Annotated in this window: 25 protein-coding genes; 23 read left to right on the top strand and 2 right to left on the bottom strand. The window is 62.8% G+C overall.

Translation table 11 applies throughout. The annotated features are described in order from the left end of the window. Positions 1–29 precede the first annotated feature (29 nt). The 23 genes from fliF to queE all read left to right on the top strand — a co-directional run bounded on the left by fliF (position 30) and on the right by queE (position 20240). On the top strand, positions 30–1793 hold the full coding sequence (gene fliF / locus EQG66_RS02030) for a flagellar basal-body MS-ring/collar protein FliF (RefSeq protein ID WP_129402845.1): 1764 nt from the start codon (positions 30–32) through the stop codon (positions 1791–1793). Continuing rightward, positions 1786–2817 carry a flagellar motor switch protein FliG gene (gene fliG / locus EQG66_RS02025; RefSeq protein ID WP_129402844.1) on the top strand — a complete coding sequence of 344 codons (1032 nt, stop codon included), beginning with the start codon at positions 1786–1788 and terminating at the stop codon, positions 2815–2817. The genes fliF and fliG overlap by 8 nt, the downstream gene beginning before the upstream one ends. Then, positions 2810–3451, top strand: a complete 642-nt coding sequence (locus EQG66_RS02020) for a FliH/SctL family protein (RefSeq protein ID WP_129402843.1) — start codon at positions 2810–2812, stop codon at positions 3449–3451. Before fliG ends, EQG66_RS02020 begins: the two co-directional genes overlap by 8 nt. After that, positions 3448–4782, top strand: coding sequence for a FliI/YscN family ATPase (locus EQG66_RS02015; protein WP_129402842.1), 1335 nt, complete (start codon positions 3448–3450; stop codon positions 4780–4782). Before EQG66_RS02020 ends, EQG66_RS02015 begins: the two co-directional genes overlap by 4 nt. After that, positions 4779–5225, top strand: a complete 447-nt coding sequence (locus tag EQG66_RS02010) for a hypothetical protein (RefSeq protein ID WP_129402841.1) — start codon at positions 4779–4781, stop codon at positions 5223–5225. Before EQG66_RS02015 ends, EQG66_RS02010 begins: the two co-directional genes overlap by 4 nt. A 2-nt stretch (positions 5226–5227) precedes the next feature. Continuing rightward, complete coding sequence (locus tag EQG66_RS15235) at positions 5228–6940, top strand: hypothetical protein (RefSeq protein WP_164975558.1); 1713 nt, start codon at positions 5228–5230, stop codon at positions 6938–6940. Between the two features lie 36 nt (positions 6941–6976). Then, complete coding sequence (locus EQG66_RS02000) at positions 6977–7657, top strand: flagellar basal body-associated FliL family protein (RefSeq protein WP_129402839.1); 681 nt, start codon at positions 6977–6979, stop codon at positions 7655–7657. 53 nt (positions 7658–7710) lie between these two features. Continuing rightward, positions 7711–8580: a flagellar motor switch protein FliM gene (locus tag EQG66_RS01995; RefSeq protein WP_129402838.1), complete on the top strand. Its 870-nt coding sequence runs from the start codon at positions 7711–7713 to the stop codon at positions 8578–8580. Positions 8581–8593: 13 nt separating this feature from the next. Continuing rightward, a complete protein-coding gene (gene fliN / locus EQG66_RS01990) occupies positions 8594–8920 on the top strand; it encodes a flagellar motor switch protein FliN (protein ID WP_129402837.1) in 327 nt (108 codons plus the stop codon). Continuing rightward, positions 8920–9213, top strand: coding sequence for a FliO/MopB family protein (locus tag EQG66_RS01985; protein ID WP_129402836.1), 294 nt, complete (start codon positions 8920–8922; stop codon positions 9211–9213). The genes fliN and EQG66_RS01985 overlap by 1 nt, the downstream gene beginning before the upstream one ends. A 58-nt stretch (positions 9214–9271) precedes the next feature. Next, positions 9272–10015 carry a flagellar type III secretion system pore protein FliP gene (gene fliP, locus EQG66_RS01980; protein WP_129402947.1) on the top strand — a complete coding sequence of 248 codons (744 nt, stop codon included), beginning with the start codon at positions 9272–9274 and terminating at the stop codon, positions 10013–10015. Positions 10016–10028: 13 nt separating this feature from the next. Continuing rightward, positions 10029–10304, top strand: a complete 276-nt coding sequence (gene fliQ / locus EQG66_RS01975; protein WP_129402835.1) for a flagellar biosynthesis protein FliQ — start codon at positions 10029–10031, stop codon at positions 10302–10304. A gap of 22 nt (positions 10305–10326) precedes the next feature. After that, the gene (fliR, locus tag EQG66_RS01970; RefSeq protein WP_129402834.1) at positions 10327–11109 is read left to right on the top strand and encodes a flagellar biosynthetic protein FliR; all 783 of its coding nucleotides are present in this window, start codon (positions 10327–10329) and stop codon (positions 11107–11109) included. A gap of 3 nt (positions 11110–11112) precedes the next feature. Continuing rightward, positions 11113–12255 carry a flagellar type III secretion system protein FlhB gene (flhB, locus tag EQG66_RS01965; RefSeq protein WP_129402833.1) on the top strand — a complete coding sequence of 381 codons (1143 nt, stop codon included), beginning with the start codon at positions 11113–11115 and terminating at the stop codon, positions 12253–12255. Positions 12256–12314: 59 nt separating this feature from the next. After that, positions 12315–12773 (top strand): hypothetical protein, encoded by a 459-nt coding sequence (locus EQG66_RS01960; RefSeq protein ID WP_129402832.1) that lies wholly within the window; start codon positions 12315–12317, stop codon positions 12771–12773. A gap of 209 nt (positions 12774–12982) precedes the next feature. After that, complete coding sequence (fliD, locus tag EQG66_RS01955; RefSeq protein WP_129402831.1) at positions 12983–14395, top strand: flagellar filament capping protein FliD; 1413 nt, start codon at positions 12983–12985, stop codon at positions 14393–14395. Positions 14396–14442: 47 nt separating this feature from the next. Next, positions 14443–14835 carry a flagellar export chaperone FliS gene (gene fliS, locus EQG66_RS01950; protein WP_129402830.1) on the top strand — a complete coding sequence of 131 codons (393 nt, stop codon included), beginning with the start codon at positions 14443–14445 and terminating at the stop codon, positions 14833–14835. A gap of 138 nt (positions 14836–14973) precedes the next feature. Continuing rightward, positions 14974–16161, top strand: a complete 1188-nt coding sequence (locus EQG66_RS01945) for an aspartate aminotransferase family protein (protein ID WP_129402829.1) — start codon at positions 14974–14976, stop codon at positions 16159–16161. A gap of 13 nt (positions 16162–16174) precedes the next feature. Beyond that, the gene (argF, locus tag EQG66_RS01940) at positions 16175–17101 is read left to right on the top strand and encodes an ornithine carbamoyltransferase (protein WP_129402828.1); all 927 of its coding nucleotides are present in this window, start codon (positions 16175–16177) and stop codon (positions 17099–17101) included. A 10-nt stretch (positions 17102–17111) separates the two neighbouring features. Further along, positions 17112–18044, top strand: coding sequence for an Hsp33 family molecular chaperone HslO (gene hslO / locus EQG66_RS01935; protein WP_245987779.1), 933 nt, complete (start codon positions 17112–17114; stop codon positions 18042–18044). Between the two features lie 227 nt (positions 18045–18271). Continuing rightward, entirely contained in the window at positions 18272–18700 is a 429-nt protein-coding gene (locus EQG66_RS01930; RefSeq protein ID WP_129402826.1) for a DUF3617 family protein, read from the top strand. Between the two features lie 197 nt (positions 18701–18897). After that, positions 18898–19596: a 7-cyano-7-deazaguanine synthase QueC gene (gene queC / locus EQG66_RS01925; protein ID WP_129402825.1), complete on the top strand. Its 699-nt coding sequence runs from the start codon at positions 18898–18900 to the stop codon at positions 19594–19596. After that, positions 19593–20240: a 7-carboxy-7-deazaguanine synthase gene (gene queE, locus EQG66_RS01920; protein WP_129402824.1), complete on the top strand. Its 648-nt coding sequence runs from the start codon at positions 19593–19595 to the stop codon at positions 20238–20240. Before queC ends, queE begins: the two co-directional genes overlap by 4 nt. Before the next feature lie 14 nt (positions 20241–20254). Here the strand turns inward: queE and EQG66_RS01915 are convergent, their stop codons facing one another. After that, entirely contained in the window at positions 20255–20587 is a 333-nt protein-coding gene (locus EQG66_RS01915) for a hypothetical protein (RefSeq protein ID WP_245987777.1), read from the bottom strand. Between the two features lie 25 nt (positions 20588–20612). Continuing rightward, entirely contained in the window at positions 20613–21296 is a 684-nt protein-coding gene (gene lipB, locus EQG66_RS01910; protein WP_129402823.1) for a lipoyl(octanoyl) transferase LipB, read from the bottom strand. Between the last annotated feature and the right edge of the window lie 62 nt (positions 21297–21358).

Raw genomic sequence — 21358 nt, 5'->3', positions numbered from 1 at the left:
GCGGACGGAACCAAGGGAAATAATAAGCCATGAATGATCCTTTCACACCAGCGGCACCGGCGCTTCCGGCTGTCGCTGCGCCTTCAGGCGGCGGCATTGCGCGCCCCAGCTTCCGCTTCGGCGATATATTGAGCCAGCCTGCGGTGGCGAAGAGCCTGCCGATGCTGGGTCTGCTCGGCGTGGTGGGTGCTGCGGCGCTGGCCTGGACCGCATTGCGCGAGCCGCCGCAGCGCGATCTGTTCCGTGGCCTGCCCGATAGCGAGAAGGCCGCCGTGGCCGACGCGCTCGATAAGAATTCGATGAAATACAAGTTCGATAGCCAGTCCGGCGCGATCACGGTGGCCGAGGACGACTATTTCAAGGCGAAGATCATGCTTGCCTCCGAAGGCCTGCCCAAAAGCGCGCCCGATGGCAACAGCATGATAGACAGCCTGCCAATGGGCGCCAGCCGCGCGGTTGAGGGCGAGAAGCTTCGTTCCGCGCGCGAGATGGACCTGGCCCGGACGATCGAGGCGATCGACGGTGTTGACGCCGCGCGGGTGCATCTTGCGGTCGAGACGCCGAGCATTTTCCTGCGTGACCGCAGCCGGCCCGCCGCGTCGGTCATGCTGAAGCTCGCCAGCGGCAAATCGCTGCAAGACGGGCAGGTGCAGGCGATTGTGCATCTCATCGCCTCGTCTGTGCCGGATCTGGCAACAGACGCCATTTCCGTCGTCGACCAGAACGGCAACCTCCTCTCCAGCGTGGGTGGCGTGGAAGGCGAGACCAATCGCCAGCTCGCGATTCAGCAGAAGATCGAAGAAGGCTATCGCAAGGCGGTGATCGCGCTGCTGACGCCGATTGTCGGCGCGGGCAAGTTTTCCGCCGAGGTCCACGCCGATGTGAACTTCAATGAGCGCCAGGCGACGCGCGAAACCTATCCTCAGGACGAAGCCCGGCTTCGGGTGGAGCAGGGCGCATGGCAGGCGGGCAATCCCAACAACGGCCCCGGCCTTCCCGCAGAGCCGGGCGGCATACCGGGTGCGCTGTCCAACACCGCGCCTCCCGCGCCGGGGGTGGGCACACAGGCCGCCAATGCGCAGGCAGCCACAGGGGCGACACCGCCATCTGCCGCGCAGAACGGGCAGACCACGCCCAATCTCGCGCCATTGCGCACGCAGGAGAGCTATAACCGCAGCTTCGAGCTGGGGCGTGAGGTGTCCGTCACCCGCGATGCGGTCGGCACCGTCAAGCGAATCTCGGTTGCGGTGGCGCTCGATAATGCGCCCAACGGCAAGCCGCGCCCGGCCGCCGAAATCGCTCAGCTTGAAAACCTCGTGAAGAACGCGGTTGGCTTTGATCAGGCACGCGGCGATACCGTTGCGCTCACCTCGCGCGGCTTTGCCAAGGATGCGCTGGGGGCAGACGCCACCACGCCTTTCTATGAGGCGCCATGGTTCAAGATGCTGGTGCGCAATCTTTCCGCGCTCGCGGTGGTGATCGTCGTGGTGATGGGCATCGGCAAGCCGCTGCTCAAGAAGCTGGGCGAGGCGAAATCCGCGCCCGCCATCTCGCCCGCCGCGCGCGCCGCGAAACGACAGGAAATAGGCATGCAGATGTCTCAGGAACTGGCGAAGGCGGCTCAGGCCAACCCCGGCAGCCATATGGTGACGCTCGATATGATCAGCTCCACGCCGGATTACGCCCAGCGCGCAGACCTGATCCGCAATTTCGTGAAGCAGGATCCTGATCGTGCCGCGCTCGTGGTGCGGGATCTGTTGAGAGAAGGCAGCAAGGCCAAAGAAAATGCCTGATCCCGATCTCGACGTTGACGAAGAGAACCTGAAGCCGCTGCATGGCAGCGCGGCCGCCGCCGTGCTCCTGATGCTCTTCAACGAGGACGAGGCCGCCGAGATCCTCTCGCGGCTGGAGCCGGACGAAGTGCGCCAGCTCGGCTATGCCATGTATGATGTGGCGGATGTTGAGATTGACGAGGTCAATCAGGCGCTCGATCAGTTCGTGAGCAAGGCGCGGCGCCGCACCACCATCGGCTATGGCGCGACCCGCCATATCCGCGGCGCGATGCACAAGGCACTGGGGCCGGAGCGCGCGGACAATATCCTCGCGCGGATCACGCCGCCCACCCGCACCACCAAGCTCGCGATGCTCAAATGGATGGAAGCGGGCGAAATCGCCGCCATCATAGAAAGCGAGCATCCGCAGGTGATGGCCATCGTGCTGGCCCATCTGGAGCCGCGCGCTGCTGCCGACGTGCTCTCAATGCTGCCGCTCGAATGTCAGGAAGACGTTATCTATCGCGTCGCGACATTGGGGCCGGTGAGCGCCGATGCGCTCGATGATCTGGAGGCGATGCTCTCCAGCGGCACACCGATGCAGAAAAAGGGCGCCACCTCGCAGCGTGGCGGCACCAGCGAGGCCGCCGCGATCATGAACAATGTCCGCAAGGATATGGAGCAGCGCATCATGAAGGCGCTGACCAAGCGCGACAAGATCATCAGCCAGACGATCGAGGAAGAGATGTTCATCTTCGACAACCTGATTGAGCTGGACGACAAGAATATGGGCGCATTGCTGCGCGGGGTCGATACAGAGCTGCTGGTCGTGGCGCTGAAGGGCGCGAACGAGATGCTGAAGGCCAAGATGTTGGGCTGTATGTCTCAGCGCGCGGCGCAGTCTATTGTCGACGAGATGGAAGAGCGCGGACCGATGCGCCTGGCCGATGTGGTCGACGCGCAGAAGAAGGTGGTGGCCGAAGCCCGCCGCCTTGCCGAACAGGGCACTATTATGCTCGGCGCGGGAGGCGACGACTTTGTCTAGGGTTTTCACGCCGGCGCAACTGGGCGATGCTCAGACGGTTTCCATCGGTATGCTGGGCAAGACTGGTGGAAGCGCCACGCCCTTTCGCGCGCGCTTTGCCGATGGGCAGGAGGTCAATCATACGCGCCCTGCCTCGGCGCAGCCTGCTGGCCGGCTTGACCCCATAGAGCAGGCGCGGGCCGATGCTTTTGCCGAGGGCTTTGATGCGGGCATGCGCATCGCAGGGGAAAACCACGCCGCCGATGCCGAGGCCAGCCTGCGTCTGGCGCAGGCGCTGGAGCAGATCGTTCCCGCCGCCAATGGCGCATTGTCGGAAATGCTCTCTGCCGCCGTCATCCGGCTGGTGAGCCAGATTGTCGGTGAGGCGCCTGTCAACGCAGAGCTGCTGTACCAGCGGGTCGAAGCCGTCGCTGCGTTTATTGAACAGGATCAAGCGAACAGCATTCTGTGCCTTAACCCAGAGGATATAGCGCTGCTCGGCGGGCGAGAGATTGGCTATCGCATCCAGCCCGATGCTTCCGTATCGCGCGGCTGTGTGCGGCTTGATGCGGGTGATGGCTGGATCGAACATGGCCCGGACGTGCAGCTTTCTCGCCTCAAGGCGTTGCTCGATGACATGGAGGGCGAGCGATGATCGCTGCTGCCCAGCTCCACGCCGAAAAGTTGCTCGATCATATGGCCCTGCCGTCTGCGCCGCGCCATGTCGGCCGCCTCGTCAGCCATGACGCAGGCATGCTGGAGGTGACGGGCTTCAACCGCCCCATCGGCACGGGGGCGCGAATAGCCTGCTCTGGTATCGGCGGCGGCTCTGCGCGGGCCGAGGTTGTCGGCTTTCGCGGCAACAAGGCCGTGCTCGTGCCGCTCGATATGGACGCGGCCCTGGAAAATGGCGCGCGGGTAGAGCCGGATAGCGCCGCCAACATGGTGCAGGTGGGCGAGGGGCTGATCGGACGCATTATCGATGCGATGGGCCAGCCGCTTGATCGCAAGGGGCCGGTGATGGCGCAGGGCCATTGGCCGCTGAATGGCGTGCGCGGCAATGTGCTGGACCGGGGCCGCGTGACGGAACGGTTCGATCTTGGCGTGCGCGCTGTCAATGCGCTGCTTACCGCAGGGCGCGGCCAGCGCATTGCCATCATCGCGGGGTCTGGCGTCGGCAAATCTGTACTGATGGGCCAGATGATCGCCGGGGCCGAGGCGGATGTCGTCGTCGTCGGCCTGATCGGTGAGCGCGGCCGCGAAGTGACGGATTTCATCGAGACCAAGCTGTCGGGCGGAATGATGCGCAAGAGCGTGGTCGTCGCCGTGCCAGCGGATCATCCGCCGGTGCTGCGCCTGCGTGCCGCCGCCCGCGCCACCGCCATCGCGGAATATTTCCGGGCGCGCGGCAAGCAGGTTTTGCTGCTGATCGATAGCCTCACCCGCTGCGCCCATGCCCAGCGCGAGATTGGCCTATCTCTGGGGGAGCCTCCCGCGATGAAGGGCTATCCGCCCTCCGCGCTTTCGCTCATCCCGCGCCTCGCCGAGCGGGCAGGGGTGGATAGCCGCTCTGGCGGGTCGATCACGGCGCTCTATACGGTGTTGGCCGATGGCGATGACACCGACGACCCGATTGTCGATGCTGCCCGCGCGATTGTCGACGGGCATATCGTCCTCTCCCGCCATCTTTCGGAGCAGAGCATCTTCCCCGCCATCGACATCGGCAAATCGCTCTCGCGCGTGATGGCGGATGTGACCGATGACGCGCACTTGAGCGCCGCTGCCATGTATCGCGCGCTGTGGGCGGCCTATGAGGAAAACCGCGATCTCATCCTGATGGGTGCCTATCGCCCCGGCAACGATCCGCTGATCGACGAGGCGGTGTCTCGCCGGCAACAGGTACTCGATTTCCTGCGCCAGAGCGCGAAAAGTCAGGTTGATCTCGATAGCAGCATCGCCGCATTGCAGGCGGAGTTTGGCCTATGAGCAGCAAGCTCGTTTCCCGACGGCAGCGGCTGGTGCGAGTGCGCGGGGTTCAACACGCGCAGGCAGTGGCGGAGACGGTTCGCGCCCGCGATGAAGCGGCGAGCATTGAGCATAATGCGCAACGCGTTGCGCGGGTTCGATCTGATCTTTTTCATAATGATAGCAATATGATGGGTGGTACACTTGCCGCTTATCGTGAAATGGCTGACCGGCTGGAGCGGGCGGGCAAGCAGCTCGAAGGCGCGCTGTATGATGCGCGCAAGGTTATCGATCACAAGCAGGAAAAGCAGGTCGAGGCCAGCCGCGAAAAGGAGATTGCCGAGCGACTGCGCGAGCAGGCATCGGCGCGGGTCGAGGCACAGCGGGAGGCGCGTATATCCGCCATACCGCCGCACAAATTGTTGAGAATGCGCATGATGGCGCAATCGGGGGATAAGGAATGACCATGGCACTTTCAAATGCGACACACGGCGCGCCGGGCAAGGCCCATGGCGCGGGCCGCTCTGCGCCTGCCACCGGGCTTGAGTTTCTGACAGGCGATGTCGGCGATGCCACGGGCATGGGCAAGGATGGCGTCGATTTCTCAGCGCTGATGCACGGAATTATTCAGCCCGTGCTAACGTCGGAGGCCGCCAAAGTCGCCGCCGCGCAGCTTGCACAGCCATCTGCCTTAGTGCCGCAAGAGCCAGACACATCGGCGCAAAAGCCGGATGATGCCATCGCCCTGCTGGCCGTGGCGCTTCAGAATGGCGGCGATACTGCGCCTGCCGCTGCTCCGACGCAGACGACGGCGCCCAAGGATAAGGGTGAAACCAAAGTAGAGAAGCAGGCGCAACCCGAAGTCGTTATCGCCCCGCCGACTAGCAAGGCAGCCATACGTCGCGCCGCCGCTGCTTTGGCAACAACTGAAGAGGACAGTGGCGGTAAGAGGGAAGCGAAAGAGAATGGCACCGTGCCTGTGGCCGAAGCCGCGCCAGCGCCAATTGCCATCGCGCCCACAGTCCAACCCGCCTCACCGGTCATTGTGCAGGCACAGGCAGAGCCGGAAGCGATCCGGAATGTGGTCCAACTCCCCTCATCCGAGGGCGGGTCGGGAGATCGGCGTCGCGGCGAGGGCCGGGCTAAAACGGAGGGCGTGAACGCCACGCCAGCTACTCAGTCCGGTCCTGATTTCGCCCCGGCTCTGCCGACCAGCGCGAAGCCCAGTCAGCCGCAGGCCAGCTCTGTGAGCAGTGAGGCATCCGCTGCGCTGAAACAGCCGGACGGCTCAGGCCTGGAGCGGATCGTGGCGAACATTGTTTCTAATAATGTGCAAAAAGAAGATAATACAAAGCATTATAATATAACAGAAAATATTATCATCACAGACGCTGCCCATGCCGCGCCGGATGCGGGAGCGGACATGGTTGGTTTACCCGAAACGCGCGAGGGCGATAGCGCCGCAGTGCAGCCTGACCCGGGTGTCAACACTGCCATGCAGATCCCACGGACAGACGCGGCGGGGCAGCCTTCATCACACCCCGCCCCGGTTGCCTTGACACCGGCGGCAGGCGCACCGAGCATTGCGAACACGCTGGGTCAGCAGGTGGTTGATATGGGCATCAGCGGCCAGTGGATCAATGACATCGCCCGGCAGATTGCCAGCATCAGCGCCAATCCCGGCCATGGCAGCTTCCGCATCGCCTCGCAGGAGCTGGGCGCGGTGCAGGTGGATATCGCACCCGCCTCTGCGGGCGGCGGGTCGGATATATTGATGCGGGTTGATAGCGATGCCGCATTCGCCGCGCTGAATGAAGACAAGGAGCGCCTGATGCAGGATGCGCGCATGGCGTCGGTCCGCATCGGCGAGCTGCGTATAGACCGGCTTGCGGCGCCTCAGGAGGCCGCACGTGGCGACATGGGCGGCAATACCCAACAGCAGAATCCTGCCAACCCGCAGCAGGGCAATCAATCCTCACAGTCGCAGACGAGCGCGCAGACAGGTGGAAATGGCGGGCAGCAGCAGAGCCGGCCTGATGCCGCATCGCTCGCCGGACAAAATCAGGGTGGCAATAGTCCTAAAGCTCCGTTCACCACGACCGTTATGAGAGGCGCGGACGCCGACGAGGCGACCGGCCCGATGCGTTCCGGGCGTGGCGATAGCGCGCGCTACGCCTGACGGAGCGGGAAGCGGGCATAATGCAGGACCGGACCGATGGCTGAAGACATAGTCGATGCACCCGCCAAGAGCGGTAAAGGCAAGGGGATGATCATCATCATCCTGATCGTGCTGCTGATGAGCGGCGCGGGTGTTGCTGGCGGCCTGTATGCCGCGGGCGCCTTTGGCGCGCACGAGGAAGAGGAAATCGTTCAGACAGACCCCAACCGGCCTGTGCTTGTGAAAAAGGGCGAAGATCCCGTTGCCGCTGCGGAAAAAGCGATTGCGGAATCTGGCGCCACGCCGAGTGAAGGTTCAGGCGGAGGAGAAAAGAAGGATGCGGGCATTCCGCATCTGGAGACCGACTTCAAGATACCCAAGGGCGGCATAGACCTGCCACGGCCCAAGAAGCCGGCAGAATATCAGGCGACCTATTTTCAGATGCCCGCGCCTTACACCTCCAACCTTGCGGATACCGATTCGCTGGTGCAGGTGGCACTTGCGATTTCCACTTTTTACGACGCCCGCGTGACCGACGCGCTCAAGACTCATGAGCTGGCGCTGCGTTCCGCGATTCTGATGCTGCTCTCGCAACAGAGCGGGATCGAATTGTCCACGCCGCAGGGCAAGGAAGCCCTCCAACAACGCCTGACAGCCCTTATTAACAAAATATTGCGCGAAAAGACGGGCTATTCCGGGGTTGATAACGTTTATTTTACCAATTTCATTATTCAATAGCACTGTCCAAAGCCTGAGGTGTCCTCTGGTGGCGGGCAGGGGACTATTGGGTTATGGACGACGTACAGCCTTACACGTTCGGGACTTCCGAACCGCAGACGCCCGTATCGCTTTCCGGTATGGACCGGATCGGCGAGCGCGTGGCGCGGCATTTGCGCGCGATGCTGGAACAGATCATCGGCGCCAAGCCCAATCTGGCGACCAATCCGGCGGAAATGGTCAATTATGACCTCTGGTCCGCGATGGCGCCCAATTTCTGTTCGCTATCCACATACAAGCTGCATCCGCTGAAAGGCTCGATCCTCGTCAAGCTTGATGCCGGTATGGTGACATCGATGGTCGAGCGGTTCTATGGTGGTTCCGGCACCCGCCCCGCGCCGGAACGCAACGAATTCACCCGCAGCGAAGACCGGCTGCGCGCCAAGCTCTCCGACGATGTCATGAAGGCGCTGATCGCGGCCTGGGCGGACCTGCTGCCGATGGAGATGTCGCTCGCCTCGCGTGAGCATGATCCGCAGGCGCTGGTGTTTGCAGAAGCGACAGACCAGTTGCTGAGCCAGACCTTCACCCTCACTATGGGCAAGGGGCAGGAGTGGACGATCGAGCTGATGTTCCCGCTTATGGCGCTGCGCCAGCTGGAGCCGCTGCTCGCCACCAATGCGCCGGATGAGATCCAGCTCAAGGATCCGCTGTGGCAGGCGCGCCTCGCCCGGCAGATGGGCAATATCCGCTTGCCCGCCAAGACGGTGTTGGCGCGGCCCAGCCTGACTCTGAATGAACTCTTGAACCTCAAGAACGGGGACGTGATCCCCGTCACCATCGAACGCTTCCTCCCCCTTCTCGTGGGGAATCGTGTGCTCGCCGAGGGGACTATCGGCGAGCAGAGCGGCCGCGCGGCCTTCATGATCGAAAAGATGAACTAAGGACCATAATGACATGAGCGATATGAGTGAAGCACCGAAGATGGAGAGCGCGATCGGCAAGATGAATGCCAGTCCGCAATATCATCTGCTCTCCAACATTCCGGTGCGCCTCACGGTCGAAGTCGGCTCGACCAGCCTGCGCCTCTCGGAGATCCTCGATCTTACGGAGGGCAGCGTGGTGGAGCTGGACCGGCAGGCGGACGACCTGCTCGATATCATGGTCAACGGCGCGCTGATCGCGCGTGGCGAGGTTGTGACGGTGAATGGCCGCTATGGCATCCGCGTGGTCGATGTCGCCAACACCGAAGCGGTGATGGCGGGTGTCGAAAGGCGCAGCTGATGTTCTGGTACTTCGTCAAGCTCGCCATCATGCTGCCGCTCGTGGGTGGCATGGCGTTCGGTGCGCTGTGGCTGTGGCGCAAATATCAGCCCGGACTGTTGGGCGCACAGGGTGATCGCGCGATCAAGGTGTTGGAAATGCTGCCCATGGGCACCTTCGGCAAGCTCGCGGTTGTGGAGTTTGACGGCCAGCGCGTGCTCATCTCCGTCACGCGTGGGCGGATCGAGAAGATAGCCGACGGCGCACGGCTTTCCGGGCTGGTTGCGACAGGGAGCGATTTGCGTGCGCGCTAAAGCCCTTGTTCTCGCGGTGATCGGTCTGCTCGCCGCCTTTGTGTTCACCCACCCGGTAATGGCGCAGGTGGCGCAGGGTGCGCCCGCGTTGCCGCCGCCCGCCGTGCCGCCCGCGACCGCCAACGGCGGTGCACTGACGCGCGCGCTGGGCGAGGTCTCCGGCAATGGCGCGCCGCTGTCCCTAAGCCTCCAGATTCTCATCCTGATGAGCCTGCTGACGGTGCTGCCGTCGCTCATCCTGATGATGACCAGTTTCACTCGCATCATCATCGTGCTGTCGCTGCTGCGGCAGGCGCTCGGCCTGCAACAGACGCCGCCCAATCAGGTGCTGGTTGGCCTTGCCCTGTTCCTCTCGATGTTCGTGATGCGCCCTACGATCGACGCGGTGAACCAACAGGCGTTCACGCCTTATGGCGCGGGCCAGATTTCCATCGAGGAGGCTGTGAGCCGCTCCGCCAAGGTGTTTCATGTCTTCATGGCGAAGCAGACGCGCCAAAGCGATCTCAAGATGTTCTCCAGCCTCGCCGAAGCGCCGCAATATCGCAGCGTGGAGGAGGTGCCCTTCTCGATCCTGCTGCCCGCGTTTGTGACGAGCGAGCTGAAAACCGCGTTTCAGATCGGCTTCATGATTTTCCTGCCGTTCCTCATTATCGACCTTGTGGTGGCGTCGACGCTGATGTCGCTCGGCATGATGATGCTGTCGCCCTCGATCATATCGATGCCGTTCAAGCTGCTGTTGTTCGTGATGGTGGATGGCTGGGCGCTGACCATGGGGTCGCTCGCTGGCTCGTTCGCGACATAGGCAGAACGAGACCATGGAAAACTCTGATTTCTTCGTCGGCATAGCCCAGCAGGCGCTCTGGGTAACGGCGCTCGCCAGCGCGCCGATCCTGATCCCCGCGCTGGTGGCGGGCCTGCTGCTCGGCATGATTCAGGCGGCGACCTCGATCAACGAACAGACGCTCACCTTCGTGCCCAAGCTCATCGTCGTGGCGGCTATGCTGGCGATATTCGGCGGGTCGATATTGATGCTGATCGCGGATTTCACGCGCGAGGTGTTTGAGCGCATCCCCGAAGTCCTCGGCACCTGAGCCGGGCGGCAGAGGCGCACCCATGTTCCCCGCAGGCTTCATCGGCGTAGAGAACCAGCTCTGGATCTGGCTGGTCGCGATGATCCGCCCTGGCGCGGCCTTTCTCGCCGCCCCGATCTTTGGCGCGCGGGCGGTGCCGGTGCAGCTGCGGCTCATCCTCAGCCTCGCCATCGGCATGGCAGCGATGAACAGCGTGGTGTTCGAGATGCCCGCTGGTGGCGTCGCGAGCTTTGACGGTGTGCTGCTGGTGATGGGCGAGGTTCTTGCCGGGCTGGCAATGGGCTTCGCGCTTCAGATCGGCTATGGATCGGCATTCGTGGCGGGCGAGACGATTGGCAACGCGATGGGCCTTGGCTTTGCCGCGATGGTCGATCCGCAATCCGGCCAGTCGACGCAGGCCATCGGGCAGTTTCTCTCGATCCTAGCGACGTTCATCCTGCTGGCGATGGATGGGCATCTGCTGCTCGCCAGCTATGTGGTCAAGAGCTATCAGGCGATGCCGCCCGGCGGGGCGATGCTTTCCAACGACGCGCTCTATTCGCTGGTGATCTTTGGGGGCACACTGCTGGGCGCCGGGCTGACGATTGCGCTGCCCGTGACGTTTGCGCTGGTGATGATCCAGCTGATCATGGGCATGCTGGCGCGCTCCGCCCCCTCGCTCAACCTCTTTGCCGTGGGCATGCCGGTGGCGATCATCGGCGGGCTGATCCTGCTCGCCATTACCGCGCCGATCATGGGGCAGGGGATTGCCGACTCGTTGCAGGCTGGGCTGGATCAGGCTTTGTCGATTGCCGAGGGAAATTAGCCCATGGCAGAGCAATCCAATGGTGGCGGCGAACGGACAGAAAAGCCGACAGCCAAGAAACTGGCCGATGCAGCCAAGGAGGGTGATCTTCTCCAGTCGCGCGAGCTGGCGACGGCTCTGGTAGTGATGGCGGGCGCGGGCTGGTTCGCGATGGCCGGGCCGATGATCATGACGGCCATGGAGGATATGCTGACCCAGGCGCTGCGTTTCGGGCCTGGGGATGTGATGGATTTCAGCCCGGCGGAGCGCGGGGCCAGCCTGTTGTCTGGCCTTGCCCTTCCGGTGGGCGGGATCATGCTGGCGACGATCATCGCCGCGATTGCCGCGCCCGCAATGCTTGGCTCGCTGGGGTTCCGCACCAAGGCCTTCATGCCCAAGCCATCAAAACTCAACCCTGCCGCCGGCCTCAAACGCATGTTCGGCATGAACGGATTGGTCGAGCTGGGAAAATCCTTCCTCAAAACGATCGTGCTCGGTTCGATCGGTATCTGGCTGATCTGGAGCCGCCTCGCGGAGATCACGGTCATGGGTGCGGGCGGCCTGCAAAGCGCGGCGGGCGAGATTGGCGACATATTCATCACTGCCTGTCTGGTGATGGGCGGCGGGCTGATGCTGATCGCGGGGGTCGATGTGCCGTGGCAGATGTTTCAGCGGTTCAAGCGCCTCGCGATGAGCAAGCAGGACTTGCGCGATGAGCACAAGGAATCCGAAGGCTCGCCGGAGCTGAAAGGCCATATCCGGAGGAAGCAGATGGAGGTGCTGTCTGGCAGCACCCGCAAGGCTGTGAGCGAGGCCAACGTCGTGCTGATGAACCCGACCCACTTTGCCGTCGCGCTGCGCTATCGGCCGGGCAAGGACTTTGCGCCGGTGGTTGTGGCGCGCGGATGCGATGCCATTGCGTTCGCGATCAAGGATCTGGCCGAAGCCAACAAGGTACCGGTGCTGCAATATCCGGCGCTTGCCCGCGCCATCTACTTTACCTCGCGCGCGGGGCAGGTGGTTGACGAGGCGCTCTTCGTGGCCGTCGCCACCATCCTCGCCTTCCTCTATCGCGTTGAACACCGCATGTCAGCGCAGAGCGATTTGCCACCGATCGATGTACCGGAAACGATGCTGTTCGATGCTGATGGGCGGAAACAGGGTTAAATTCGGCTTAAACGGATTCCGTTACCCAGACTTTACACGCACCCTATAATGGTGGTGCCATGAATGAATTTGTGCCTCGGATAGATGCGATAGCGCCAGAGCGCCTCGTGGCATCGCGCCCGGCCCCGGCAGTTCCGCTGGTGCAGCCAAGCGCGTCTGCCGCCAATGCGCCCAATGGCTCTGGCGTCAATCCCGATGGGGGCGATCAGGCCCGGCGCGAGCAGATGGCCAGCGCGTTTGATTATGCGCGGGTACAGGCGCGGGTAGCAGATATTCTTGCCGACATAGCAGGCAGCAGCGAGCCGCCAGCGCAGGCGCGGTCCACCGCTGAAACCAAGCTGGATGCGCTGAAGCCCATACCGACTGTTATCATCCCGATGCTGCCTGCCAGTGTCGAGGTGGTGGAACATGCAGTCGAAGTGGCGCGCGCTGTCGCCCGGCAGGCAGAACTCGCGCTCGCGGCGCAGGCCCATGTGAACAGGAACACGGTGGATCAAATTCTGCTCACCCACGCGTGAAAACTGCTTGTTTCCTCTAGGGCCGATCGACATTCAGATGATGACGTGACGAAAATGGTGGTTTTGCGTGACCCGGAGCGCAGCGTACTATAGGTACGTGAGCACCGGAAGCACGGAAAATCGCCATTTGCAGGCCGTCAGGGCTGAATGTCGATCGGCCCTAAAATTCCGTCGCGTCTGTCCGTTCTATCCCCTTGGAGGGAACGATCATGCCTACGAACATAGGGTCAAGCATCGCGGCCATTCTTGGCGGCACCAACAGCATCGATACCGGTGCACTGGTGAGCCAGCTCGTCAGCGCCACGCGCGGCCCGCGTGAGCAGGTCATCACCAGCAAGCAATCGCTCAACAGCACCCGTGTTTCGGCGCTTGCGTCTGCCACCGGTTCGCTCGCAACCTTCTCGGCTGCCCTCACCGCTGCGATGCAGAATGCGAACCTCGCTGGCCAGCCCGTTTCCAATGATCCGACAATTGTTTCGTTGAGCACTCTGCCAGGCGGCAAGCCGCAAGGTCTGCCCGCGCAGATCGAGGTGCAACAGCTCGCCGCCGCGCAGGTGCTGGAGTCGGTCAATCTTCCCGCCCGCACCGATCCTGTTGGCCTGGGCACGCTGACGCTGACCACCGCATCCGGGGCCAGCACGATCACGATCGATAGCAGCAACAACACGCTCGATGGTCTGGCAGCAGCGATCAACGGCGCGAATTCGGGCGTTACCGCCAGCGTGGCGGTTGACAATCGCGGTGCGCGCCTTGTGCTGAAAGGCGCAACTGGCGCGGCGAACAGCTTTACGCTGACGAAGGAAGTGACCGACACAGCGGACACCAACCTTGCCCGCTTCACCTTTAACGGCACCACTGGCGGCATGATACGCCCGCAGTCAGCGCTGGACAGCATCATCAAGATCGATGGCATCGAGTATCGCAACAACACCAACACGGTTGACACCGCGCTGCCCTATGTGCGGATTGACCTTAACAAGGCAGCCCCCGGCACACTGGTGACGCTCGCCACCAACCAGCCGACCTCCACGGTCAAGGATCTGGTGAACGAGTTCGTCAGCGCCTACAACTCGCTCCGTTCCGCGCTCAATACCGCGACAGCTCCGGGAACAGACACAAGTTCGGCGGGAACGCTGGCGGGTGACAGTGGCGTGCGGGATATGATGCGCAAACTGTCTGCCCTTACCACTACCGGCCTCGCGACCAGCGGTGCCTATCGTTCGCTGAGCGACATCGGCGTCAAAACTAATCAGGATGGTACGCTGGCGCTGGACACCACGCGCCTCGACGCCGCCATCGCGGCCGATCCGGCAGGCGTGACACAGATGCTCAACCCCTCGGTCAGCACCGCGTCCACCCCCGGCATCGCCAAGGTGGTGGCGGATCTCAAGACTTCGGTCGAGGCGAGCGGCGGGTCCATCGCTGCATCGAAGAGCAAATATGACAAGCTGGCGGCGGACTACGCCAAGCAGATGGAAAAGCTCAACGAAGACATGACCGACTATGAGGAGCAGCTCAGCAAGGTCTATTCAGCCATGGGCACCAAGCTGGCGGCGTTGAGAGCGACGCAGAGCTATCTTACGCAGCAAATTGACGCCTGGACCGGCGGCAACAACAACTGAGCCTAATTAGCACCAACCCATAAAGAGAATAACAGGACCGACCCTCAATGTATTATTCCCCCGGATTTGCAGGAAATGCCAGCCGCCGTTACGCCGCCGTTCACGCGGGCAGCCGCGTGGAAAGCGCCACGCCGCATGGGCTGGTCAAGATTTTGTTCGATGAACTGCTGCTGGCAATGGACGCCTGCGCGCTGGCGATGGACAAAGGTGATCGCCTGAAGGCGAACGACAAATATATCCGTGCCCTCTCGATCATCCATGCGCTCGATTCCAGCCTCGATATGGATCGTGGCGGAGACATCGCGATTGGACTTGCGCAAATCTATCGCGAAAGCCGCCGCCTGATGATCTCCGCGTACCAGAGCGGCAACGCGGCGGACGTGCGCAAGGCGCATGCCATCATCTCCGAAATCGCCGACGCCTGGAACAAGATCGGGTAAAGGTTGACGAAATCAGGTGCGCCACGATATAGGCGCATCTCGCGAACAAGGGCGGCCCGGCGGGGGTCGCCTTTTTGCGTTTGGCGCATATGCGCCGCCTCAACCGGCCACACGGCCCGCATAAGGAAAGGGAAGACCATGTCGATCACGCCGCTCATGCCAGTATACCCCCGGTGCGGCGTGCGTCCGGTGCGTGGCGAGGGCTGTTACCTTTTTGGCGAGCGCGGCGAGCGCTATCTTGATTTTGCCAGTGGTATCGCGGTCAACGCGCTCGGCCATGGCGATGCGCGGCTGGTGAAGGCGATTGCCGATCAGGCGGCGACGCTGATGCATGTCTCGAACCTCTATGGCAGCCCGCAGGGAGAGAAATTCGCCCAGCAGATTGTGGATTCGACCTTTGCGGATACAGTGTTTTTCACCAATTCCGGGGCGGAGGCGGTGGAGTGCGCGATCAAGACGGCGCGGCGCTATCATTTCGCCAATGGCCAGCCGGAGCGGCACACGATCATCAGCTTCTCCAACGCCTTTCACGGGCGGACGCTCGGCACGATCTCGGCGACCAACCAGCCCAAGATGCGCGACGGGTTTGAGCCGCTGTTGCCCGGTTTCACTGTGCTGCCGTTCAATGATCTGGAAGCTGCCAAGACAGCGATAGACGATAGCACCGCAGGCTTCATGCTGGAGCCAATACAGGGCGAGGGGGGTATACTGCCCGCGACGCCTGAGTTCCTGTCCGGCCTGCGCGCATTATGTGACGAGCATGGCTTGCTGCTGATCCTCGATGAGGTGCAGTGCGGCGTCGGGCGGACTGGCGCGCTGTTTGCGCATGAGCATTATGGCGTGAAGCCCGATATCATGTCGGTGGCGAAGGGCATCGGCGCGGGCTTTCCGCTGGGTGCCTGTCTCGCCACCGAGGAAGCGGCCAAGGGCATGGTCGCCGGAACGCATGGCTCCACCTATGGCGGCAATCCGCTTGGCATGGCGGTGGGCAGCACGGTCTGGGGCATCATCAGCCAGCCTGAGTTCCTCGGCCATGTCAACGCCATGGGCGAGCGGCTGCGTGGCGCATTGGAGCAGCTTATCCCCAATCACGACGCGCTGTTCGACTCCGTGCGCGGAATGGGCCTGATGCTGGGGCTGAAGCTCAAGAGCGACAGCCGGGCGTTTGTGGCGCATCTGCGGGATAGGCACGGCCTGCTTACGGTTGCGGCGGGAGACAATGTGGTCCGCATCCTGCCCCCGCTCGTCATCAACGAGGCCCATATAGCGGAATGTATCGAAAAGCTGTCTGCAGGTGCGCGGGATTATACCCCGCCCGCTGCCTGATGGAGTTGTGGATATGACACGGCATTTTCTCAACCTCTCCGACGCAGGCGGAGACGCTATCGCCGCAATGCTGAATGACGCGCTCGACCGCAAGGCAGCGCGGGCGGCCAAGCCCAAGGGCACGGCGGATGCTGACGCGCCGCTCGCCGGCCATACGCTTGCGATGATCTTCGAGAAGAACTCCACACGCACCCGTGTGAGCTTCGATATGGCGATGCGGCAGCTGGGCGGCACGTCGCTCATCCTCGATGGCGGCACGTCGCAGCTTGGCCGCGGCGAGACGGTGGCGGATACCGCCCGTGTCCTCTCGCGCATGGCCGACGCGATCATGATCCGCACAGATGATCATGCCAAGATCGAGGAGATGGCGGCCCATGCCACGGTGCCGGTCATCAATGGCCTCACGGACTTGTCTCACCCGTGCCAGATCATGGCGGATCTGCTGACCGTGATCGAGCATGGCCTTGCGCTGCCGGGCAGCCAGTGGGCGTGGCTGGGCGATGGCAATAATGTGCTGCACTCGATTATCGAGGCAGCGGGCCTGATGAAGTTCGATGTGCGGATCGGCTGCCCGGAGGGGTATGAACCCAGCCCGTTGTTCATCGCAGAGGCCGTGAAGTTTGGTGCGAAGATTGCGCTCTCGCAAGATCCCGCCGAGGTCGTTCGGGGTGCGGATGTCGTCGTGACCGATACATGGGTCTCGATGGGCCAGGCGCATGCCGAGGAAAAGCTCGCCGCCATGATGCCCTATCAGGTGACAGAAGCGCTTATGGCGCAGGCGAAGCCGGAGGCGAAGTTCCTGCACTGCCTGCCCGCGCATCGCGGCGAGGAAGTGGTCGATGCCGTGATCGACGGGCCTCAGTCGCTGATCTGGGATGAGGCGGAAAATCGTATCCACGCCCAAAAGTCGGTGCTGCTCTGGGCATTGGGCAAGCTGTGAGCATGCAGGTGTGAACGATATAGCCGCGATAGACAGCGCGCTGGGCTTTACCATCCCTTCGCGCCATGCGCGCGGGCGGGTGGCTCGGCTGGGAGGTGTGCTGGAGGAAATCCTCTCCGCCCACGCTTATCCGCCGGTGATCGAGCGGCTGCTGGCCGAGGCGCTGGTGCTTGCCGCGCTGCTGGGCAGCACATTGAAGAACGATGCGGGCCAGCTTACCCTTCAGGCACAGACCGAGGCGGGCGTTGTCAGCCTGCTGGTGGCGGATTATATGGCGGCGCCCGGTGGCGGTGGGGCTTTGCGCGGCTATGTGCAGTTCGATGCTGAAAAGCTGGCGATGCAGGGCGCAGAGCCGAGCCTGTTCGGCTTGTTCGGCAAGGGCTATCTGGCGATCACTGTCGATCAGGCGGCGACCGAGGGCATAGAGGCGCACCGCTATCAGGGCATCGTGCCGCTGGAGGGAGCGAGCCTTGCCAAGGCGGCGGAGCATTATTTCTTCCAATCCGAGCAGATCCCCAGCTTTGTGCAGATTGACGTGCGGCATGGGCAGGGCGGAGGCCGGTTCGCCGGGGGCATATTGGTGCAGCATCTGCCTGAAGGCGAAGTGGGGCGTGAGCGGCTCCATGTACGCCACGATCACCCGGAGTGGGAGCATGTGCAGGCGCTGGCGCACACGATCAACGCCGCGGAGCTGACCGACCGCTCGCTGGGGCTGGATGACATCGTCTGGCGGCTGTTTCATGAGGAGCCGGAGGTGCGGGTCCAGGGCATCAACGCCCTGTCGCGCGGATGCCGGTGTGACGAGGCGCATATCCGCAGCGTCATTGCACAGTTCCCGGCGGAAGAACGCACACAGATGGCGGACGCGGCCGGCTCGATCAATGTCGACTGCGCGTTCTGCTCGAAAATCTTCCCGATCTCGCTCGCCAGCCTGAATAATTGAGCGTTAACCAGCTTCCTTGACGGCCTGTCCCTGTTTTTGCCTTAATTTGGCATTATCTAGAGCATCGTGCCAAAAAGTGGGAACCGGTTTTTGGCGAAAAACGATGCGACAACAAAAAGTTAGAGCGCGCATCATGCGTCAGATAAACGCAGCGCGCTCTAAGAAGGATGGGTACGAGGTTTTGCAGGGATTATCCTGGCGGAGCATAGTGCAAGATTGGCAAGGTGATGAGTAAGTGGGTGCGCCTGAGTGTAGCTGCTGCCCTGTCTTTCGGGGCGACGGGGGCGTTTGCCGTCTCTCCGGGCGGCACAGCGCCATCGGGAGGCCGCATGACGGCGTTGCGCCAGCTAGAGGCGGGCCAATGGGAACTGCGCGAGCGCGGCGCAAAGCAGGCCGCCCCGCCCCAGCGCGTCTGCGTGAGCGATCCTGCCCAGCTCCTGCAGGTGAAGCATGGCAATGGTGGATGCAGCCGCTTTGTCGTTGCCGATACCAATGATCACGCGGTAGTGACCTATCAGTGCAATGGCAGGGGCAATGGCCGCACCGACCTGCGCGTGGAAACCCCGCGCCTCATCCAGATCGACTCGCAGGGCGTGGCCGATGGCGCGCCCTTTGCCGTCTCGCTCGAAGGACGCAGGACCGGCGACTGCCGCTAAGAGGCTGTTTGGAAATGCGGTTCCAGCCCACTCCCCCGCCCAACCACCCGATAGTATGCCGCAGAATATCGGGTGGTTGGGCGGGGGAGAGGGCTGGAACCGAAACAGGAAATTGGCTGAGAAGCCAATTTCCAAACGGACAGTAAGGCGCGGCTATGGGCTTGCAAGGCCCGCTCTTGCGACTATAGCGCCCAGCGATGATCGAGAGAGAAACTCCAAAGGCCGTTGTCTTGCTGTCTGGCGGGCTGGACAGCTTCGTCGCCGCCGCTTTGGCGCGGGAGGCGGGGATGCGCCTCTATGCGCTGACGATCGACTATAATCAGCGGCACCGGGTGGAGCTGGAGAGCGCACGGCGCATAGCGGCCTATCTGGGGGTGGAGCGGCATGTGGTGCTGCCGCTCGATCTGACGGCGTTTGGCGGATCGGCACTGACATCGTCCGACATCGCGGTGCCAAAGGATGGCCTCGGCGCGAGCGGCGCAGAGGGTATCCCGGTCACTTATGTGCCTGCGCGCAACACGATTTTTCTTTCGTTGACTTTGGGCTTTGCCGAGGTCGTTGGCGCGCAGGATATCTTCATCGGTGTCAATGCGCTGGATTATTCGGGCTATCCCGATTGCCGGGCCGAGTTCATCGAGGCGTTTGCCCATATGGCGGCGCTGGCCACCAAGGCCGGGGTCGAGGGCGCGCCGGTGCGGATCAACACACCGCTTCAGTTCATGAGCAAGGCGGATATCGCGCGCGAGGCCGCACGATTGGGGCTGGATGCTGGCTTGAGCTGGTCCTGCTATGATCCCACGCCCGATGGCAAACATTGCGGGCAGTGTGACAGCTGCCGCTTGCGCGCGCGCGGTTTTGTCGAGGCGGGCCTGCCAGACCCCACGATCTACGCATGACGTACGCCGTCAAAGAAATGTTCCTCACGCTGCAAGGCGAGGGCGCGCAGGCCGGGCGGCGCGCAGTGTTCCTGCGCTTTGCCGGGTGCAATTTGTGGTCCGGGCGGGAACAGGATCGCGCCAGCGCGATCTGCCGGTTTTGCGATACGGATTTTGTTGGAGTTGCTGGCCCCGGCGGCGGAAAGTTTGCCGATGCGGCTGGGCTGGCGGGCGCAGCGGAAGCGCTGTGGGGGGCGGACCCGGCGCATCGCTATATCGTGCTGACCGGCGGTGAACCGATGCTTCAGGTGGATGATGCGCTGGTTGATGCGCTGCATGGAGCAGGCTTTGTCATCGCCATCGAGACGAACGGCACTATCCCGGTGCATCCCGGCATAGACTGGGTGTGCGTCAGCCCCAAGGCGGGCAGCGATGTGGTGCAGCGGTCAGGCGACGAGTTGAAGCTGGTCTGGCCACAACCCGCAGCTTTCCTGCCGGGGCAGGGGATGGACGAGATGGAAGACTGGGGGTTTGCAAACTTCCTGCTCCAGCCGCTCGACGATCCGCAACAGGAAGCCAACACCCGCGCCTGCATCGATGTGGTGATGGACCGGCCCAAGTGGCGATTGAGCTTGCAAAATCACAAGCTGCTGGGGCTGAAATAAACGCGGCAGGGCGCTTATTGATCGGCGACGACTTCTTCATCCGCTGGCGCGGCGGCATTATCCGCGGCGGCAGCGTTGGAGGAAGGCGCGGGGGTTGATGCGGCGCTGTTGTCCAGCGCGGCGACGGGCGTTTCGGTCTGCACCCCGTCCAGATCGGTCATCGCGTCGGAAATGGTCCCGTCCGCCTTCTCAAGGTCAGAGAGTTGGGCCTGCGTGGTATTGCTCTGCTCGCCACCACCGCATGCCGCCAGCATCAGGCAAGCCGCCAGTCCAGCCGCGAAAGGAACAAGGCGCAGGCGGGCAGGGGGGAAGGGCATCATCGTCTCCTCACGGGTTTCGCGCTCCACTCCCTAGCCGCGCCGGGGCCGATGCTCAAGCGGAACAGGCCGGTGTTTCGGGGCATTTGCGCAGGGAGGCAAGGAAAGCGGGGAAATGCGCGCGCAGCGCTTCGTCGAAATCGGCCATGCTGGCCTTCACCCCCAGCGCACTGAAGCTGGTGACAGGGAATTCGGCGATGCCGCAGGGCACGATGCCCTCGAAGTGCGACAAATCGGGGTTTATATTTACTGAGAAGCCATGCAGCGTCACCCAGCGGCGCACACGCACGCCGATTGCGCCGATCTTCGCTTCGCGCCCATCCCGGTCATCCGTCCAGATGCCGATGCGTCCCTCTGCGCGGCGCGCACTCACACCAAAATCGGCCAGCGCCGCGATCACCCAGCCTTCGAGAGTGTGGACGAAATTGCGGATGTCTTTGCCACGCTGCCCCAGATTGATGCTGAGATAGCCGACACGCTGCCCCGGCCCGTGATAGGTATAGCGCCCGCCGCGTCCGGCGTCATATACCGGAAAGCGCGGATCGAGCAGCTCCGCCCGGTCGGCGCTTGTGCCTGCTGTATAGAGCGGCGGATGCTCGATCAGCCAGATGCGCTCTCCCGCCTCTCCAGCGGCGATGGCGGCGGCGCGCGCTTCCATGTCCTCCAATGCCTGGGGGTAGGGGACAGGATCGCGCTCGATCCTCCATTCGACAGTCTCTGCATCGGCAAGCATGGTCATGGCTTTTCTTGACTTGAATTGACGCACCCATCAAGAGGATATGGGTGGCGGACGCGGGCATT

The sequence above is a fragment of the Sphingobium fluviale genome, from assembly GCF_004122115.1.
Taxonomy (GTDB): domain Bacteria; phylum Pseudomonadota; class Alphaproteobacteria; order Sphingomonadales; family Sphingomonadaceae; genus Sphingobium; species Sphingobium fluviale.
This window is presented reverse-complemented; position numbering and strand designations above follow the sequence as displayed.

Excerpts from the sequence above, each read along its gene's own strand:
- fliF (WP_129402845.1), top strand. The coding sequence starts at position 30 with ATGAATGATCCTTTCACACCAGCGGCACCGGCGCTTCCGGCTGTCGCT.
- fliG (WP_129402844.1), top strand. The coding sequence starts at position 1,786 with ATGCCTGATCCCGATCTCGACGTTGACGAAGAGAACCTGAAGCCGCTG.
- EQG66_RS02015 (WP_129402842.1), top strand. The coding sequence starts at position 3,448 with ATGATCGCTGCTGCCCAGCTCCACGCCGAAAAGTTGCTCGATCATATG.
- EQG66_RS02010 (WP_129402841.1), top strand. The coding sequence starts at position 4,779 with ATGAGCAGCAAGCTCGTTTCCCGACGGCAGCGGCTGGTGCGAGTGCGC.
- EQG66_RS15235 (WP_164975558.1), top strand. The coding sequence starts at position 5,228 with ATGGCACTTTCAAATGCGACACACGGCGCGCCGGGCAAGGCCCATGGC.
- EQG66_RS02000 (WP_129402839.1), top strand. The coding sequence starts at position 6,977 with ATGGCTGAAGACATAGTCGATGCACCCGCCAAGAGCGGTAAAGGCAAG.
- EQG66_RS01995 (WP_129402838.1), top strand. The coding sequence starts at position 7,711 with ATGGACGACGTACAGCCTTACACGTTCGGGACTTCCGAACCGCAGACG.
- fliN (WP_129402837.1), top strand. The coding sequence starts at position 8,594 with ATGAGCGATATGAGTGAAGCACCGAAGATGGAGAGCGCGATCGGCAAG.
- EQG66_RS01985 (WP_129402836.1), top strand. The coding sequence starts at position 8,920 with ATGTTCTGGTACTTCGTCAAGCTCGCCATCATGCTGCCGCTCGTGGGT.
- fliP (WP_129402947.1), top strand. The coding sequence starts at position 9,272 with ATGGCGCAGGTGGCGCAGGGTGCGCCCGCGTTGCCGCCGCCCGCCGTG.
- fliQ (WP_129402835.1), top strand. The coding sequence starts at position 10,029 with ATGGAAAACTCTGATTTCTTCGTCGGCATAGCCCAGCAGGCGCTCTGG.
- fliR (WP_129402834.1), top strand. The coding sequence starts at position 10,327 with ATGTTCCCCGCAGGCTTCATCGGCGTAGAGAACCAGCTCTGGATCTGG.
- flhB (WP_129402833.1), top strand. The coding sequence starts at position 11,113 with ATGGCAGAGCAATCCAATGGTGGCGGCGAACGGACAGAAAAGCCGACA.
- EQG66_RS01960 (WP_129402832.1), top strand. The coding sequence starts at position 12,315 with ATGAATGAATTTGTGCCTCGGATAGATGCGATAGCGCCAGAGCGCCTC.
- fliD (WP_129402831.1), top strand. The coding sequence starts at position 12,983 with ATGCCTACGAACATAGGGTCAAGCATCGCGGCCATTCTTGGCGGCACC.
- fliS (WP_129402830.1), top strand. The coding sequence starts at position 14,443 with ATGTATTATTCCCCCGGATTTGCAGGAAATGCCAGCCGCCGTTACGCC.
- EQG66_RS01945 (WP_129402829.1), top strand. The coding sequence starts at position 14,974 with ATGTCGATCACGCCGCTCATGCCAGTATACCCCCGGTGCGGCGTGCGT.
- argF (WP_129402828.1), top strand. The coding sequence starts at position 16,175 with ATGACACGGCATTTTCTCAACCTCTCCGACGCAGGCGGAGACGCTATC.
- EQG66_RS01930 (WP_129402826.1), top strand. The coding sequence starts at position 18,272 with ATGAGTAAGTGGGTGCGCCTGAGTGTAGCTGCTGCCCTGTCTTTCGGG.
- queC (WP_129402825.1), top strand. The coding sequence starts at position 18,898 with ATGATCGAGAGAGAAACTCCAAAGGCCGTTGTCTTGCTGTCTGGCGGG.
- queE (WP_129402824.1), top strand. The coding sequence starts at position 19,593 with ATGACGTACGCCGTCAAAGAAATGTTCCTCACGCTGCAAGGCGAGGGC.
- lipB (WP_129402823.1), bottom strand. The coding sequence starts at position 21,296 with ATGACCATGCTTGCCGATGCAGAGACTGTCGAATGGAGGATCGAGCGC.